This is a genomic window from Aliidiomarina sedimenti (assembly GCF_003986955.1).
Lineage (GTDB): Bacteria > Pseudomonadota > Gammaproteobacteria > Enterobacterales > Alteromonadaceae > Aliidiomarina > Aliidiomarina sedimenti.
Map to the genome: position 1 here is coordinate 183,689 of NZ_PIPN01000006.1, position 18,244 is coordinate 201,932.

The window sequence follows — 18,244 nt, forward strand, 5'->3', positions numbered from 1 at the left end:
TTCAAACTCCTTTACGATTAAATTTAAGTTTCAATTCTTCGCGCCAGCTATACAGCACTGGCACCACAAACATCGACAGCACGACAAAGGTCAGGCCGCCGACCGTAGGAATTGCCATTGGGATCATTAAGTCTGCACCCCGCCCGGTCGCTGTAAGCACCGGAAAGAGCGCCAGAATGGTAGTTGCGCTGGTCATCAGGCAGGGGCGTACCCGCTGCAACCCGGCCTCTACAGTGCGGTTACGCACGCTCTCGACGCTGTCACTGACGCCTTCACTGAAGCGCTGCTTCAGGTACGTCGCCATCACCACGCCGTCGTCGACTGCAATCCCAAACAGAGCAAGGAAACCAACCCACACAGCGACACTCAAGTTGGTCACTTCGAACTGGAAGATCTCGCGCACTGGGACACCCTGAGTAATCAATGGAATACTAAAGTTTGCGAACCATGACTGACCATAGAGGTAAAGCATGATAAAACCGCCGCCCCAGGCGACTGCGATACCACTGAAGACCATCAACGCGGTACTGACCTCTTTAAACTGCAGATACAACAGAATAAAAATCAGTATCAGCGACAATGGGATCACTAACTGCAACGTTTGCATCGCACTTTGCTGCTGCTGGTAACTGCCGGCGAAGCTATAGCTTACCCCTGAAGGCAGGCTGAGTTCGCCGCGCTGTTGGGCTAAGCGCAGGTGTTCACCGGCCGCTTCGACCGCCTCAACTTCCGCATAGCCTGCAACAGAGCCAAAGGTGACATAGGCAGTGAGGAAGGTATTCTCTGACCGGATCATCTGCGGGCCGCGGGTGTAGGTAATTTCAGCCACCTCAGACAAGGGTATCTGAGCCCCGTTAGCAGCCGTGATCAGGCTCTCGTACATCGCCTCGATATCGTCACGCCGCTCTCGCTGGTAGCGCACCCGAATCGGATAGCGTTCACGTCCTTCAATGCTGCGGGTTACTTCAACCCCGCCCAGTGCGGCAGCAATGGTGTTTTGCACCGTCTCGACACTGAGCCCGTAACGGGCTATCTGGTCGCGCAACAGATCGATTTCCAGATAGGGCTTGCCGACCACACGCTCAGCACTTACCGAGGCTGCATTGACCCCATCAGAACCGCGTAGCACCCGTTCAATATCAATAGCCGCCTGCTCCAGGGTTTCCAGATCCGGAGCCTGGACTTTGACCCCCATCGACGCCCGCATACCGGTTTGCAACATCAGCTGGCGGGTTTCGATCGGTTGCAGACGCGGGGCTGAGGTCACCCCGGGCACTTCCGCAGCAGCGGTGATTTCAGTCCAGATATCGGCCGGGCTTTGGATATGGTCACGCCACTGACGGTATGGTCTGCCGCGCCGATCTTCGATTAACTCACCGTCCGCGTCGCGAATGAAGTTGTCGTCCGAATCGGTTCTGAAGTTGAGTCGACGGCCATTTTCATCGGTGCGGAACTCACTTTTGTAGTTGATGATGGTTTCAATCATCGACACTGGCGCCGGGTCGAGCGCCGTTTCAGCGCGGCCGATTTTCCCCACTACCGAGTCCACTTCCGGGATCGCTGCGATGGATTTGTCCTGCTGGCTCAATACATCCAGCGCTTCGCCTATCGATGCATGTGGCATCGTAGTTGGCATCAGCAGAAAGGACCCTTCATCAAGCGAGGGCATAAATTCACGCCCTAAGCCGGGAACCGTGGCAAGCCCCGCTACAACCACCAGCACCGGCACCGCTAAGAATGCGGCTTTAAAGCGCAGGCACCAGCGCAACATGGGCTCATAAAAACGAATAATCAGCGCAAAACTACCCACCACAGCAGCAAACAATATGACCACGAACAGCAGGTTGCGCACCGCTCCGGCGGCAGGCCCTAAGGGCTCCCATAAATTAGCCAGTACCATCAGCACCATCAGGGTAAGCACCACATAGGCAATCTGATAAGCCTTGCGCCGCGCCTCAAGCCAGGCATCGAGCTTACGCAGACGGTCGCTGAGTAACAGCCGCAACATCACAGGTACCACCACCAGCGCCAGCAACACCGCAGACAGCAGTACTAAGGTTTTGGTGTAAGCCAGTGGGGTAAAGAGTTTACCTTCAGCACCTGTCATGGTGAAAACTGGCAGGAAGCTTATCACTGTGGTCGCAATCGCGGTCAGCACCGCTGGCCCCACTTCTTTCGTACCGCGCTGAATAATGGCGCCGATTTCTGTATCCGGGAACTGTTTACGCAGCCTTAAAATATTGTCGGCGACAATAATCCCCATATCGACAATGGTGCCTATTGCAATTGCGATCCCTGCCAGCGCCACGATATTGGCTTCCACGCCAAGGACCCGCATGCCAATAAAGGTCATCAGTACCGCCAGCGGCAGCATGGTCGCGACGGTAATGGCTGAGCGCAGATGCAACAGCAGGATCATGACCACGGCGGTGGTCACCAATAGCTGCTGAGCCAGCGCGTCATCCAGGGTACCTAAGGTTTCCATGATCAGCGTCGAGCGGTCATAAAACGGCACCACACTGATCTGACTCAGATTTATCCAGTCAGGCCAGCTGTCCTGCGGGTGCGCCTGCAACCATTCAGACCAGGCCCGCTGATTCTCATCATCAAAGTTAAGGGTGCCGGTTTGGTAAGCCGGCAACTGCTGACTGGCCGCAAATTCGCTGACCTGTTGTGGAGTCACCGCGTCCCAGTCAATCACTGCACGCGCCGGCATACTTGACGCCACTTCGGCGATGCGTTCTTTAGTATTCTCGATTGCCTCCAGTGGGTTAAAGCCCTCGCGTACGGTGACCACACCACCAACCGCTTCAGCGCCAGCAACATCCAGCGCGCCGCGACGCTCTGCCGGGCCAAAACCAACCTTTGCCACATCGGATACCAGTATCGGCGAATTGTCGCTGGCTAAACGCACCACGGCACGTTCAATGTCTTCCAGCGACTCAATAAAACCAACCCCGCGCACAATGTACTCCACCTGATTAATCTCAGTGGTACGCGCGCCTATATCGAGATTCGATTGCTGAACGGCGGTCATTACCTGTTCGAGAGTCACGTCGTAATAACGCAGGGCGTCGGGGTCGACATCAATCTGATACTCGCGGACATAGCCGCCCACCGAGGCAACTTCAGAAATACCTTCTGCTGCGAGCAGCGCATAGCGCAAATACCAGTCCTGCACCGAACGCAATTCGTCTAAGTCCCAGCCACCAATTGGGTTTCCTTGCGGGTCGCGCCCTTCCAGGGTATATAGATATACTTGGCCGAGGCCTGTCGCATCCGGCCCCAATGCCGGTTGCACACCATCTGGCAAAGTTCCCGGAGGCAAACTGCTGAGCTTTTCCAACAGTCGTGAGCGTGACCAGTAAAATTCCACATCGTCGTTGAAAATGACCGCGATGCTGGAAAAACCGAACATCGACAAGGTCCGCACGTCTTTTACCCCCGGCACCCCCATCATTTGTACCGATAACGGGTAGCTGATCTGGTCATCGACGTCCTGCGGCGAGCGTCCTGGCCACTCGGTATAGACGATCTGCTGGTTCTCGCCGATATTAGGAATGGCATCCACCGCCACCGGTGAACGCGGCATCCCAGTGTCCCAGTTAAAGGGGGCGACCAGAATACCGGCGACCACAACAATCACCGCCAGTAAGCCAACGACCAGCTTATTTTGTAACAGCCAGTTGGTCATAATTAGTGACCTCCGTGGCTGTCATGGCCCGCTTCAAAACTCTCGACGCGGTCGCCGCAGCGCAACATGCTGCCGCCAAAGTAGGGGTTCAGCAGACGGTTATCCGGCTGCAGCCAGTAAGCGCCCTGGTTATCAAAGGCCATCGGGCAAAACATCAGGTAGGCATTTACTTCCAGGTAGTCAGCTTGCGCCAACGCTATCATCGCCTGGGAATGGGTCTGAAACAGCTCACGGGCCTGTTCGAGACTACTCACGTGCTGGGCATGGCCCGCGCCAGTGCTTAGTTCAGCATGCAGGTCATGCATGTTATGTGGCCAGCGAATCGTATCAGCGGCCTGATAAAATTCTGTAGCGGCGCTCTGCCATACTTCCAGATCATCGTTGTGCAAGGCATCCCACATCGCGAAGTAGTGTTGCGGCAGGTCGCCTAACTGCAGATTTTCGCCTGCTGGTACTGCCGATTCTTCATGTTGTTCATGAGTCGCTTGCTGTTCTGATCCGGCACTCTGGTCGCTCCCGTGATCATGGCCCCCAGCTCCGCCACCTTGCGGCGCCATCATGCTTGGGCGTCCGCGTAGTTGCAGTTCGCTGTCGATGCGGAATGCACCGCGGCTAACCACATGGTCGCCTTCAGCAAGCCCGTTCAGCACTTCATAACTGTCACCAAGCTTGCGGCCTATTTCTACATTGCGCGCTTCAAACTCACTACTGTCTTCACTGACGCGTACGTAGACAACCGCCCGATCTCCGGTTAACAGCGGCGCAGAGGCCGGAATTGTCATCACCTCATCGACTTCAACATTCACCAGCGCGCGCACAAAAGATCCCGCGGTAAGAGAATGCTCATCACCGCTAATAGCGACCCGAACTTCGCGGGTGCGACGCTCGGCATCGATACGTGGACCCAGGGATTCAACGACCCCCTCGATCCGCTCATTGGAAGCGCGCAGTTCAAACTCAAGCTGCTGCCCCACCTCGATGTACTGCAGGTCGCGTTCAAACAACTCGAACACCGCCCACAGCTGATCCCCGTCGGCTAATTCGAGCACAGTATCGCCGGTGTTTACGTAATCCCCCTGCGACACATTGCGCGTCACCACCAGCCCTGCTGTTGGTGCATAAATGGTGATCCGGTCGCTGGCTTCACCGCTTTCAATAATTTTCTCGATTTGTGCACTGGTAAGGCCGAGCAAACGTAACCGTTCGCGTGACGCGCGCAACGTGGTTTGATTCGAGTCGGCCAGAAAGCCAGGCGCGTCGCGTTGGGCCTGGTTGTAAGCCTGAAGCAACTCCTGCTGGGCCACGTACAATTCAGGACTATAGAGTTCAACCAATGGCTCACCGGCTTCAACGTAGTCCCCGGTGAAGTTCACATACAGGTTCTCGATCCGCCCCCCTGTCCAGGCACTAATAGCCGTGAGCGAGCGTTCATCAAACTCCAGTGAGCCTGTCATCCGCAGTTGTGCGTTCGCGCTTCCCCGCTGCACCACATAGGTTTGAAGATCAAGCAGTGCCAGGCTGCGGCCAGTAAACTCAATGCGTGTCAGATCATCGTCACGCGCTGCACTGGTGGTGACGGGAATAAGCTCCATGCCGCAAATCGGGCAGCGCTCATTCGGATCGGTTGAGCGAAAGTTCGGGTGCATGGAGCAGGTATATTCCTGTTCCTGATCCTCGCCATGCTGGTGTAAATACTCACTAGCCGCGGTCTCCTGACTGTGGTCATGGTCGTCCTGGTGAGGAGTCTGAAAGGACAGTCCAAGCGCAGTCGCGCCAAGCACAATCACGACAAAAATAACGGCAATTACCGTCACAGGATTTTTCTTATTCATGGTCAACCTCAACCTTGTTGTCTGGCGTAGCGGCAGGCGCAGTCTCTGACGAAGTCGCTGGGATAAGTGCATGGATGGTGGCAACGGCGGCAAGCTGATTGGCAAGCGCCCGACGATGCGCCAGCGCAAAGCTTAACCACTCTCGCTGGCTGGTAATCACATCAGTAAAACCGGCATTGCCGTTTTGATAGTTACTTAAGGTCGTAGCGACTGCCTGTTCAGAGCGGGCAACCAGCACATCGCCGTAGAGTTCACGGTTCCGCTCAGCTTCCCGCCACTGATACAGCGCCATACTAAGTTCAGCCTGTACTTCAAGCTCTGCCGCCCGCAACTGCTGTATACCGGTTTCTACATCGGCCTTGGCGGCATCGCGCTGGGCGCGGTAGTTTGAGCGCCAGATGGGCAGCGACACTGAGACCATGCCGACTATAGTGTCTGACGCCATGGCGGTGTTCATGTACTCGGCACCCACCATCAGTCTTGGTAATCCAGCGCTGTCTGCCAAATCTTGCCCCACCAGCATGCTTTCCACTTCAAAGCGGCTGGCCAGTAAGGCAGGGTTCTGTTCTTTTAGCAGGGCGTAGAGTTCATCCGCGGGTGCTGGCAAGCGGGCAAATTCACGATGTGACTGGATGAGTGAATAGTCGCCCTCAATTTCTGTGCGGGCATCGCGACCAAGTGCCGAATTCAGGCGCGCGCGTTGCGAAAACAACATAGCGTCAAGGTTCTGGTAATCACTACGCGCTTCATCCAGCGCATTCTGCGCCCGCAATAAGTCCGGCATACTCACCGAGCCAGCTGCGTAGCTGCGTTCAGCGACCGCGGTAAATTGCTCCAGTAACTGAACTAAATCGCCCTGCAATCGCTGATTTTCGCCAACATAGAGATATTCACTAAATGCCTTCACCACATTCGCTGCAAGGTCGGCTTTGACTTCGACCAAGCGGGCCTGGGCAGCTCGTTCAGCAGTGCGGGCCTGTTCAATGCTCATTCCGCGGCGCCCAAACACCGGAATTTCCTGGGACAGCCCTAAGGTCTGATAATCGGCGTCATTCAGGCCCTGACTAATACTTAACTGCGGGTCAGCAAACGCACCAGCAGCGACAGAACCCGCACGAGCGCGCTCAAGACGAGCCTCGGCGGCACGTACCGCAGGGTGGTGCCGCTGGGCATAACGGATAAGCTCAGCAATGTTCGCATCCACCGGAAGCGGTGCAGATTCAGCGCGAACCTGTTGGTCCAGCGCCTCATAATTGGGACTATAACTAGCGCAAGCTGCCAGGGTAAGCGTGGCAACAGCCAACGTTAAACGGGCTGTGCGGGTAAAAAATGACATGCAATATCTCCTGCATTCTCAACATAACCGGCGCGCGACTAAACGAACGACCGGAACCTAAATGTCGGAATCAGGAAATAATAGGTGGTGGTGTGGGTTGCCCCGATAAGAGTTGGTAAAACGAAGATGTACTTACTACAGCCGGGTTGATAACCGACTGGGCAAAGGTTTGCTGCATCGTAAGGGCAGCGCAAGAGCCGTGATCAGACATCGCGCAATGGCCACAGTCTGGCGGGCAACTGCCGCACTCAGGGCCATTGGCGTTATCGTCACAGCAGTCATCAGCGACTTCAGTGACAGGCATGCTCACCGGACAGTGTTCGCCGTCTTCAGTTGCCGACGCAGACCCATGCTGCTCATGCTCAGACGCGGCGTGCATTTCATTGCTGTGGTGGATGCTGTGATCGTTGCTGTGCTGGACAGTATCAGCCGCCATACTGCCTGAAAAAGGCAGACTGAGCAGCGAACATATTGTCATTAGCACGATCCAGAAACGCATCGGAAGCTCCTATGAGTAGTTTTGCCACTATACCCCCTGGAGCAACAAAAGCAATATGCCAATGCAAATCAAAGCTGACTTAATAATAACCAAACTCCACCAAGGTACAGTACCAGGATTAACACACTCTCCAGGCCAATGCGGCCTGGTCCGGTGCGCTCTCGGCGAATCAGCCCCATCATCAGTACTGCTGACATGACCAGGGTAAGGCATACCCAGAACAAAGTAGCGTCGGTCATGGTGTGATAAATCGAGCCATCCCGGTAGGCCACATCCGAGGCCGCGGTGAACAGGGTATCGAACGCATTGCCACCGATGATACCGCCAACCGCCAGGGTCAGTGCGCCACGCCGTACCGCTGCGATTGAAGTGACCAGCTCAGGTATCGAGGTGCTTACCGCGGTCAGCAAGACACCGACCACCGTCTGGGTCAAGCCGGTTTCTGCGGCGATAACGGTGGCCGACGGTTCCAGCGTCCAGCCGGCAAAACCAAGCACTACCAGTAACACGGTAAATTCTCCCCACAGACGCGCCGGCGACGGCATGCTGGCGGTGTCATCCGGGGTATCTTCGCGGGTTTCCCGGGTCTTGGTCGGCGCCCACATGGGCATGTTACGCGCCCCCTGCACCAGGTAAATACCATAGACATAGGTAATAAAGAGTAAGGGTGTGACCGGGTGGATACCCCAAATCGTGACGTCCGGCAGTAACGGCGTCATCAATATCACCGACAGCAGCAGGATCAGCAGACCGTTTTGCATCATATTGGGCGCCGACGCCGCCGCATGCTCAAGGTTGGCGCGCCGGTAGATCATATCCGCCACTGCCAGAAAGAACGTCTGTACCGCAATGCCACCTAAGGCATTACTGACCGCCAGTTCCGGATGCCCATTCCAGGCCGCCGTCACCGACAATACTGAGCCGCCAATCGAGGTACTGCCGCCAAGCAACACCGCTCCCGCCGCCGCTTCACCAATACCCGTACGGTCAGCCAGTTGGTCAACCACACGCGTAATCCGGGTGCCGGCAATCGCAATGACCAGTACACAAAACGAAAAAACTAATACGCCATCAAATAATGACCAGCTATCGGGATTGAACAATCGAGTTCTCCTTTCTCGCTCTTTGACCGTTCAGGTTAGGTCGGAATTTAGTTTAGCGCCTCATTTTGCAGGAGTATTTCACTCAGGTACTTTGAATCATGCGCTCTGGCAAACTCAACGGCTTTATTAGAGGCTTCAAGCGCAGCCGGTATCTGGTCGTTCATTCGAAGCGCCGTGGCCAGACTGTCCCACAATATCTCTGAGCGAGGAAAAATTTCAACACCCGCCTGTAGAATAGCAATGCCCCAGGGCAGTTGGCCTTCATAGGCCGCTTTTAGACCATATACATTGTACTGTTGATGACCCATAGGCAGGTTGTAGCCAGATGTCACCGCGTGTTGCTGGTAATAGCGTTGAAGATCCGGCAGCGATTTAACCTCAATTTCAGGGACCGCGTTGAAGCCGTTAAATATCGACCGTAACCCAGTGACGTTGCCAATTAACGGCGTGGTGTCATGGGTTTCATCAGGGAACTGGTGCAGCTCCCATTCAGTATCGCTTGTTGGCAGGCTATCGAGTTGTTGAGTTAACCGCGCAAACCCTTCGGCCATCTCGCCTGGCTCACTTGCCATGCTAGCAAACCAGCGAGAAGCGGGGCGTTCATCCTGCAGCTGCTCGACGTGACTAAGTATGGCGAAATCGTCCCACCACAGGCTCGGGCTTACCGAAATGACCGCCTGGATTTCATCGGCATGGTGTAAGGCAAGGTATGTGGTGTACAAACCTGACAACGAATGCCCGGTCACAGCGGTGTAAGGTGCAACTCGATACTCATCACGTAGCTGGGGCAGCAGTTCGTTGAGCAAAAATTCGGTGTACCTGCCAGCGCCCCCTGAGCGCCCCGCAAACTGTTCGATCTCGGTATGGGTGAAATTTTTGAGCCGATTATTGGCACTCACGCCGACGACAATCATTTCCGGGATTTCCGCGAAGGTACTTAAAAAATTCACGTTACCTGCAATATGTTCGAATTGGGTTGAGCCGTCCATAACCAGCAACACTGGGTAGGCGAAGTCTGTTGAATGCAGATAGCTTTCCGGTAAGGCGACACGAATGGTAACGCTTTCATCCAGTCGTTCTGAATCAACTTGAAACGAGGCTTTATCATCAGCCAACGCCACGTTACTAAACACAAACACTAAAGCGCCGATCGCTGCCGCGAAAAATCTAATCATGAAATGTACAGCCCTTATTCTGGCAAATTGTATGATAAACATGACTTTATCAGATCAGTGCGCCGCGCGGTCGCTTAATCTTGCCGATTGCCGCTTTAGATTGAATGATCGGGCCAGATCGCGTACCCTGCGCGACTTCATTCGCCTCTATAATTTTGAGTACCCATTACGTGATTTCAGCTTCAAATATCACCATGCAGTTTGGTGCAAAACCTCTGTTCGAAAATATCTCTGTCAAGTTTGGCCAGGGCAACCGATACGGCCTGATTGGCGCGAATGGATGCGGCAAATCCACGTTTATGCGTATTTTAAGCGGTGACCAGGACCCGTCGTCCGGTAACGTCTCTGTCGGGCCTGACCTGCGCGTCGGTAAATTGCGCCAGGACCAGTTCGCCTATGAAAAATTCACCGTGGTCGACACGGTGATCATGGGTCATGAAACGCTTTGGGCGGTAAAAGAAGAACGCGACCAGATCTACGCCGGCGACATGAATGAAGAAGACGGCATGCGTGTGGCTGATCTTGAAGTTCAGTTTGGCGAACTCGACGGTTACACCGCGGAATCCCGCGCCGGTGAATTGTTGACCGCGCTGGGCATTCCAATTGAGCAACACTTCCAGCCGATGTCGGCACTGGCCCCGGGCATGAAAATTCGTGTCCTGTTGGCGCAGGTGTTGTTTTCAGACCCTGACATTATGTTGCTCGATGAGCCGACCAACAACCTCGATATCAACACCATTCGCTGGCTGGAAAGCGTGCTGGCTGAACGCCAAAGCACGATGATTATTATTTCCCATGACCGCCACTTTCTGAATAGCGTGTGCACGCACATGGCAGATATTGACTATGGTGAGTTACGTCTGTACCCGGGCAACTATGACGAGTACATGTTTGCGGCAACCCAGGCTCGCGAGCAGTTGTTGTCGGACAATGCCAAGAAAAAAGACAAAATAGCGGAGCTCCAGGCCTTCGTCAGTCGCTTCTCGGCCAACGCGTCGAAAGCCAAACAAGCTACATCGCGCGCGCGTCAGATTGAAAAAATCAAACTGGATGAAGTGAAAGCGTCCAGCCGGATGAGCCCGTACATCCGCTTTGAACAGCAGAAAAAGCTGTATCGTCAGGCACTTGAAGTCGACAAGTTAAGCAAGTCATTTGATGACGAGAAAGTACTAAATCAGCTGTCTACGCAAATTGAAGTCGGTGAGAAAGTTGCCATTTTAGGCAGCAACGGTATCGGTAAGACCACCCTGCTAAAATGCCTGATGGGCGACTATGAGCTCGACGGCGGCAAATACAAATGGTCTGAAAACGCCAACATTGGCTACTGCCCACAGGATCACGGCGACATGTTCGACCAGGATCTCAACGTGTTTGAGTGGATGAGCCAGTGGATGCAGCCGCAACACGACGAACAAAACGTACGTGGCGTACTCGGCCGCATGCTGTTTTCGCAGGACGACATCAAGAAGCCTGTTAAAATACTCTCTGGTGGCGAAAAAGGCCGGATGATTTTCGGCAAACTGATCCTGCAAACACCTAATATCCTGGTGATGGACGAACCAACCAACCACCTTGATATGGAATCCATTGAGTCATTGAACCTGGCGCTGGAAGACTACAAAGGCACCCTGCTATTTGTCAGCCACGACCGCGAGTTTGTCTCCTCACTGGCCACCCGCATTATCGAAATCACCGAAGACGGTATTCGCGACTTCGCCGGTAGCTATGACGATTACCTGCGCCAGCAGGACAAGGCTTAAGTTGCTCAGCGAAATCTGTGGGGAGTAGCCTCACAGATTTCGCCAGCCGTTATTAGTGTAGCCGGTCCGGAACCTCTGCAGCGTCCTTTTCAAGCAGCAGGCGACCGCGGTAAAAGATCCGGATGCTAGCGACATCATTCATCGGCACCCGAACCTGAAAGTGCCCTTGCAGTGGGCTGGTCGAATGCGACGTTCTTGCTACAGCAAAGTGCTGTTTATACACCTCGCCATAGCGGTTCGTTGCATGCAGCTCGAATTGCCCTGAGTTCGCCCCACCTGAACGGTTTGACGACACATTCTGTGGTACTACACGCAGTAACTCAGCCTCATTGTTCGTCGCGTTAACAACGCCACTAATAAATGTGCTGTATGGCGCATTTGATTGCGACTCAATATAGTTCTGCGCTAACAAGTCTCCTGACGCGGCCCCCGGTGCTTTCGGCGGCTCTACTTCCAGATAATCCTGCGCTTTTTCATAAACCCAGTCAGAAACGCCCCGTGGATTGCAATACCCCATTACATCGGAAAAGTTCTCAGGCTTTTTAAGCTCATCCAGCGCAAGGTTAATGCCTACACTGCCCAGAGTTCGCGGTGGGTACGGAAAATTAAGTTCAACGCTGTCGAAAACATCGCAATCAATATGACTAACACTAAAATTGTGGCCTATTTCATGGGCGAAGGTTACGTCCACCATATCCGTGTCGTCGTAGGTAACGCCTGCATAACCAGGGGTATTCGCAAGCCCTAACAGCCCTGCCTCTACTTCGCTTGCCGGAAAAAATGCGTGGTAATGCTGCTGCGCACCGTCTAATTCATGCATGTCGCTTAAGTGATATAGCAATTCATTTACTGAATATTTGTTTGCTCTGGGCTCCATCACAATTGGATCTTCACGGACAATCTCGACGTCGGCCAACGGCCAATGTGCCAGCGCGGCATCGCGGAGCACCTCGTCGCCCGGAATCGTAGCCCTGACGCCGTTGATTTCAAACGCAAATACCGACAAATACAAGGTATGCTGAGTGGCAAATACAGGGGCTACCCGATAAGCACTGGTATCATCGACCAGTACGTCGACCGTGAGTCCGGGTTCCATCCAGTCGCTCTCAATAACGGCATGATACGAGTTGCCTAAACTGTCATGAACCACACTGACAGGAAGACTGGCAGGAGCCGTTGCCAGCACATCGGTGCTGTCACCATTCAGAGTCAGCCGGAATTTTACAACGGGTTTGGTGCTCTGCCCCTGCTCCAAAATATGCGCCCGCAATAAGGCCGAACGCGCAGGCACAAGCTCAGGGTTGGTCTTGATTGTCGCCTGTCCCCAATCAACTCTGGCAACGGTTCCAGCCGCATGATCATAGCTGCCGGCGGAAAGGATTTCCTGACGCCCCAGCTCGTCGCGGATCACCATCGTCAGATCATACTCCGCCAGTTCGGGAGAGAATGACAATACTGAACCGTCGTGGCAGGCGTTTTCGGTTACTAGTGGTACCCGCGGCATCTGTTGGGTCAGGCCATAGTGGAGTTCGCAGGTGAGTTCGACGCCCGGCGCGCCAGTTGGTAAGTCGAGCAGGACATCAACCTGTCCGCCATTCGCTTCGGCATCAGCCGTGGCCTCGATGTCCAGTTTAAAATCGCAGTCACGCCTGGTTGGGGTACTGTTAATCGCGACATAGACTGCATTGTCATTCAATGTATCACGGACAAATTGGGATGCTGGCTGTTGCAGGCTCATGCAACCGTCAGCCTGCAACTGTGAGCCAACACCCGGGATATTCAAACCAGTTTGCAACAAGGGCCGTATATCCAGGGCTTTACTAGCGAGCATTGTCAGATGGCTCAACTGGTCAAGTTCTACAAGCCCCTCGAGGTCGCTGTAATCGCCTCCACTAATGGCCAGCGTTTCAATCGTCGGAATTTCAGTTAAGCCAGTAAGATCGTTGATCGATGAAAAGCTCAAATCCAGAGTTTTCAGGGGCAAGCCAGCCAGGTGTGACAATTCTTCTACGCTTGAATAAGCAAGGTTCAGCGTTTGCAAAGGCAAGCCTTGCAAACTAACCAACGCCTCGCCCGTCAGATTGAAATTAAACTCCAGGTTCAGGTCCGTAAGATTGCTGGCCGCTTCTAAACCGGTCAAATCTCTCACATCTTTTTGGCTAATGGTGAGTGAAGTGAGGTCCCCCATCCGCTCAGGCGTTAGCAGTTCAGTTTCAGGATCAAACCCCAGTGCGTCGATTACATGCGCCGCCACTACGGGGCTGGCAATGTAGACCTCTTTGTCGGCGTTGAAAACAGCATTTAATTCACAGTGATCACTCAGGCGACTGATATGAAAACTAGTACCCTGCCACTCGCCACTCTTGCAGCTCGACTCCCAGTTAACCAGCGAGCGGTCGAGCAATGAAGTCACTGGAATGGTCACGGCTTCACCGAAACCTGCAGTCACGCTGTCAGATTCAACTGCCGCACCAAAAATGTTTACCGCAACCGTCAGCTCTAAATCATCCGGTGGTGGAATAAGCTCGACGGTAAAATCACAATCAGCCGTTACCGGTCCGATATCAAATTCCAGGCCAACAATGACCGGGATACTGCCGCTAAAGTCATTAATGTACTTAATCGATTCGTAATGACATTCACCAGAATCCAGTCTGTCGAACTTATAGTGCGGGAATAAATCGACGGTAAAGCTTGCCATCCCGCCGCTTGCAACCGCAATGCTGGGCTCCACAAGTTCGCCACCCAATTCATCAATACTACCGCTGACTGTGTAGGTGCGAGGTTCAAAGCTCGCCGACACTTCACAGGCCGCGCTCAGGGCGCCGGTAGTGTAAGTAGCACCTTTCAACTCACCACCACAACCCGTCACCCCGGCAACCTGATACCCGGTTAACGGCTGGATACTAAACGTCGTCCGCTCGCCCTCTTCCACCTCCCGATGTTGCGGGCTGATTTGCCCACCCTCTGAACTCTGAGTTGTCACCGTAAAAGAGGTAGCGCTGCCTTCACCACCGCCAGGGTTCTCACTGCTATCATCCGCAGAGTCAGATCCGCCGCATGCGATTAACAGTAAACAGCTAACTAACGCTAACGAGGTGAAACGGAGAGGAAAAAATACGTGCTTCATGCAACTTCCTTGTCTATGAGTGCGTGCAACTTAATACGCAGAGACAGATAACCATCAGTTATAAAGCCTGTCAGACTCACCCACGGCGGGGTACCAATCGTTCCCTGAACGGTATTAACATAGTTAAAACAATGTAACGATAGTATCAAAGAAAGCTAAAGTAACAACTGGTTTTAGTCCTTTGAACACCGAATCGTCTCGTATGAGCATTGACCCAAGACAGCATCAAAGACGTTAAGTACATTACCCAGAAAAATGGTAACCTTGTTTCCAGCAGAGACTAGTTTCGAGTTGTCTATAGAGATCCGTCACTACAATTTTTAATCCAGCGCGGCTGGCGGAAAACAAACGATGATTGCGAAACTTTTAATGCTTAACCTTATTATGTTGGGAACCGCTCCGGCGAGTGGAGACGCAGAATTACATGGATGGCAAAAGTATTCAGGCGCTGACGATATACGCATTCATTATCGTTACAGCCATGGGGATACTCTGGAAATCCAAGCGGAAACCAATGTGCAGTCGTGTGCCGCCGCATTTTTACACCTACTGGAAGATACGAGCCAAATTAGTAATTGGGCGAGCAACACCCGTAATGCCACGATTCTCGATCAGCCCGCGGATAATGTTCACGTTGTACATACTGTCTTCAAAACAATATGGCCAATAAGCAGCCGCGACATGGTGACCCGCAGCGAATGGCAGTTTCACTCAGACTCACAAACTTTGCATTTAAACATTGAGAATGCCAGCGATGCATTAGCGCCAGCGCACGGGGTGGTGCGGATGACAGAGGTGGCCGCAAATTGGCGGCTCCAGCAAGGTGAAAATGGCTCACTTTCAATTACTTATCAGGGGTATGCAAATCCAGAAGGCCGGATACCACGCACCATTGCCCGCCGCACAACCCTGCGAGCTATTCAGCAAACGTTTCGTTCCTTAGGGTCGGTTTTGGCTGACTACCAAGAGCCCTATCACCATATACCTTGTGGCGTTTAACCTTTGAGTAAAAAATCGAAGACAGTATTCGCGAGTGCGGCTTTGCCTTTTTTAGTTCAAGGTAGCCCACAGTCGCTCAACTTGACGCAGTATGTGCCCCTGAATTACCTCACCTACCTGTCTGGCACCATCGTTCGGCGCGTCGTTTAAAGTGTGGGCAAGTGCTGACTCCGTGTTCGAAACAATTGAGCGTATCGCCTCTTCAATATACTCAGTCGAAAGACCGAGGTATCGGCCATGGGCAAGCCAATGCCGACCCATGATTTCATGCCAGCGATAGTGAGTGTTTTTACTATGCACCTTCATCGCCATTTTTATTTTCTGGCGCTGAATATTGCCCTGACCAAAGTACGGATAAGCACTCAGTACGTCATACAGCGGACAAAGCCGATAGCCATCGGACTGCAGGTAAATACTGAAATTTTTTGCATGCCCGTCGATGGCTGCGAGCAGCCAAAACGCGATCTGGCTTTTGAAAAAGGTCAGTTTGTCTTCATGCGGTGTCAGTGAGCCTGACAACAACTTCATAATATCAAGTGAGCCAGGGCCACCAAATTCTTCATACTTACTACCGCTCACAACCCCTAACGCCTGGCACATGTCCTCCTGCGGCAATCGTACAATACGGTTCTGCTCAGGCTGAACCACGCGATCAAAACGCTCCACCACCAGCACCGTCTGGTCCTCGAATTTAGCGATGTCGGCACGAGTAACGGGTAAGCCAAGGCGACCCAGAAAGCGTAAACAAAACCACTCATTCTCCACACTATTCGACATGTCGAGCGCCATTTGTGGGTGGTGCATAATCGGCGGCTTAAAGATATGTGTGGTGGGTGTGGCCCCATGGGGCTTACACCAGTCACCATCCCACAACGTTAAGGCTGTCTTTTCCTGAGCCCCGGCAAGTGAAATACGAAAGCCGTCATCCGCCTGTAAGCCCAACATATTTTCCTGGCGGGTATGACGGATGTGTTGGGCAACCTCGTAGTCACTGAGCTTGCTTACATTGACAGTCGGCAGGGTAGACTCAATGACTGTCTCTTTGGTGAGCGATAACGCGCCGATACAATCACCACCAATTTGCGCCAACAGATCGAACGGGGAATTACTTTTAGCACCCAACTTATCGACAATATGTTTACGAACAACGTCGCTATCGGGTAAGAGGTTTTCAAAGTACGCATGCACGGCATCAGTCGTAATCTCTTGCGACTGCAGCGGAATACTCAGCGAGATAGCCCGGCTACCTTTCCTGCTTATCCACTCTGACTCATACTGAAAGCTCAAACGACCATGACGGCGAAATAGACGGCCAACCAGAATGCCATTCATGGCGCAGTACAACATGTCAGTGTGCGAACGACGCCCCATTAGAAATCCATCTCCAGGTCAGTTTTTTCGGTATTGCCCTGAGTGCCGACACTCAGGCGAACATCAAGCATGGCACATATAGAAAGCAGAACAGCAACATTGAGCTTCTCCGGCTGAGTTTCCGCCTTTGACACATCTTTCTGATACATGCCCAGGCGACTGGCAAGCTCTGCCTGAGTCCAGCCTTTAGCCTTGCGAGCATCTCGCAGCATTGCGCCAATGTCTTGTGGGGTATTGAGTCTCATAGCGACCTTTGGGAAGCTGATATACCGAAATAGGTATAAATTAGATATATACCCACATGGGTATAAAATCAAATTATCCTCTTTGAATACTGAAGTCAGGACTCTCACAATCCATATTCCGTTTCGTTGTAATACAACACTTGGATTGTTAAATAGAGTTTTTTACAATTTTAAAGTTGTAATATACACTATAAACAACAGTTAAGTTGTTCAGGGCGCAAACCATGACCTCAATTCAGGATATCTCTCAATTATTGGCGAAACGTCGCAAAGAGCTCGGCATGGAGCAGGCTGATATGTACATGCGCATTGGCATGAAGCAGCAGCAGTATCAGCGTGTTGAATCTGGAAACGATATGAAGCTGTCTACCTTATTGAGGGTCCTCGAAGGGCTCAATCTGGAGCTTTCTATTACCCCAAAACAAAATAAGGTCCGTACGCCAGCTAATAGCACCGCCCCTCAAAGTGAGCCCGGAACACTGGAGGATGACAAAGAAGATCTCGAGTTCTGGTTTGGTAAGGAAGGCAATCAGTGACCAAGCAAACAGAGCAAGTGGAAGCCCTCGAGATTAGACTGCATGGCGTCGATGTCGCAGTCTGGTAAGGCCTGATTTTTCTAGACACCCTCTACCTGCTTAAAATATTCACGCTCGAAGTTGTTCGGCGACATCCTACCATTGTTCGTGTGTCGTCGAGTCGGATTGTAAACCATCTCAATATAATGAAACACGGCCTGTTTAGCTTCAGCGCGGTTTGGATAAATACGGCGACGTATTTTTTCCTTCTTTAAATTGCTGAAGAAGCTCTCAGCAACCGCGTTATCATGACAGTTACCGCGCCGACTCATACTAGGTTTAATATGGTATGCATCGAGCAACTTTCTGAACTGCCGACTGGAATACTGAGAGCCTTGGTCAGAGTGTAAGTTGACTTGCTTATGAGGCTTTCGTCGCCAATAAGCGGCTGTAATAGCTGACCTTTCCCCTGAAATAACACCACATTTTCAATGAGATTTCAGTTTTTATGCCACCTGTTTTGCGTACTCAGCTGGCGGTAAATAATTCAGTGAACTGTGAGGTCTTTCCTCGTTGTAATGACGC

13 protein-coding genes and 1 pseudogene are annotated in these 18,244 nt (G+C 52.7%); 3 read left to right on the top strand and 11 right to left on the bottom strand.

The window, feature by feature from the left end; genetic code table 11:
* Position 1: 1 nt before the first annotated feature.
* From CWE12_RS13055 to CWE12_RS13080, 6 genes are all read right to left on the bottom strand, one after another.
* The gene (locus tag CWE12_RS13055) at positions 2 to 3,694 is read right to left on the bottom strand and encodes an efflux RND transporter permease subunit (protein ID WP_126790151.1); all 3,693 of its coding nucleotides are present in this window, start codon (positions 3,692 to 3,694) and stop codon (positions 2 to 4) included.
* A gap of 2 nt (positions 3,695 to 3,696) precedes the next feature.
* A complete protein-coding gene (locus CWE12_RS13060; protein WP_126790152.1) occupies positions 3,697 to 5,526 on the bottom strand; it encodes an efflux RND transporter periplasmic adaptor subunit in 1,830 nt (609 codons plus the stop codon).
* Positions 5,519 to 6,862: a TolC family protein gene (locus tag CWE12_RS13065; protein WP_126790153.1), complete on the bottom strand. Its 1,344-nt coding sequence runs from the start codon at positions 6,860 to 6,862 to the stop codon at positions 5,519 to 5,521. Before CWE12_RS13065 ends, CWE12_RS13060 begins: the two co-directional genes overlap by 8 nt.
* A gap of 70 nt (positions 6,863 to 6,932) precedes the next feature.
* Complete coding sequence (locus tag CWE12_RS13070; protein WP_126790154.1) at positions 6,933 to 7,361, bottom strand: hypothetical protein; 429 nt, start codon at positions 7,359 to 7,361, stop codon at positions 6,933 to 6,935.
* A 68-nt stretch (positions 7,362 to 7,429) separates the two neighbouring features.
* Positions 7,430 to 8,464 carry a sodium:calcium antiporter gene (locus CWE12_RS13075; RefSeq protein WP_126790155.1) on the bottom strand — a complete coding sequence of 345 codons (1,035 nt, stop codon included), beginning with the start codon at positions 8,462 to 8,464 and terminating at the stop codon, positions 7,430 to 7,432.
* Between the two features lie 47 nt (positions 8,465 to 8,511).
* Positions 8,512 to 9,639, bottom strand: a complete 1,128-nt coding sequence (locus CWE12_RS13080; RefSeq protein ID WP_126790156.1) for an alpha/beta hydrolase — start codon at positions 9,637 to 9,639, stop codon at positions 8,512 to 8,514.
* 170 nt (positions 9,640 to 9,809) lie between these two features.
* Between CWE12_RS13080 and CWE12_RS13085 the strand changes: the two genes are divergently transcribed.
* Complete coding sequence (locus CWE12_RS13085) at positions 9,810 to 11,399, top strand: ABC-F family ATPase (protein ID WP_126790157.1); 1,590 nt, start codon at positions 9,810 to 9,812, stop codon at positions 11,397 to 11,399.
* A gap of 52 nt (positions 11,400 to 11,451) precedes the next feature.
* Here the strand turns inward: CWE12_RS13085 and CWE12_RS13090 are convergent, their stop codons facing one another.
* A complete protein-coding gene (locus CWE12_RS13090; RefSeq protein ID WP_126790158.1) occupies positions 11,452 to 14,529 on the bottom strand; it encodes a reprolysin-like metallopeptidase in 3,078 nt (1,025 codons plus the stop codon).
* Between the two features lie 351 nt (positions 14,530 to 14,880).
* Here CWE12_RS13090 and CWE12_RS13095 point away from each other — a divergent pair, with 351 nt between their 5' ends.
* On the top strand, positions 14,881 to 15,528 hold the full coding sequence (locus CWE12_RS13095; RefSeq protein WP_126790159.1) for an START domain-containing protein: 648 nt from the start codon (positions 14,881 to 14,883) through the stop codon (positions 15,526 to 15,528).
* 51 nt (positions 15,529 to 15,579) lie between these two features.
* Here the strand turns inward: CWE12_RS13095 and CWE12_RS13100 are convergent, their stop codons facing one another.
* A complete protein-coding gene (locus CWE12_RS13100) occupies positions 15,580 to 16,899 on the bottom strand; it encodes a type II toxin-antitoxin system HipA family toxin (RefSeq protein ID WP_126790160.1) in 1,320 nt (439 codons plus the stop codon).
* Positions 16,899 to 17,144, bottom strand: a complete 246-nt coding sequence (locus tag CWE12_RS13105) for a helix-turn-helix domain-containing protein (RefSeq protein WP_126790161.1) — start codon at positions 17,142 to 17,144, stop codon at positions 16,899 to 16,901. Before CWE12_RS13105 ends, CWE12_RS13100 begins: the two co-directional genes overlap by 1 nt.
* A 224-nt stretch (positions 17,145 to 17,368) precedes the next feature.
* On the opposite strand from CWE12_RS13105, the gene CWE12_RS13110 reads away from it, so the two are divergent.
* Positions 17,369 to 17,680, top strand: a complete 312-nt coding sequence (locus tag CWE12_RS13110; RefSeq protein ID WP_126790162.1) for a helix-turn-helix domain-containing protein — start codon at positions 17,369 to 17,371, stop codon at positions 17,678 to 17,680.
* A gap of 80 nt (positions 17,681 to 17,760) precedes the next feature.
* Here CWE12_RS13110 and CWE12_RS13115 read toward each other — a convergent pair.
* A pseudogene (locus CWE12_RS13115) lies at positions 17,761 to 18,117 on the bottom strand (DDE-type integrase/transposase/recombinase); the annotation flags it as partial.
* A 48-nt stretch (positions 18,118 to 18,165) separates the two neighbouring features.
* A partial coding sequence (locus tag CWE12_RS13120; protein ID WP_133306974.1) for an integrase core domain-containing protein occupies positions 18,166 to 18,244 on the bottom strand: 79 nt, incomplete at its 5' end.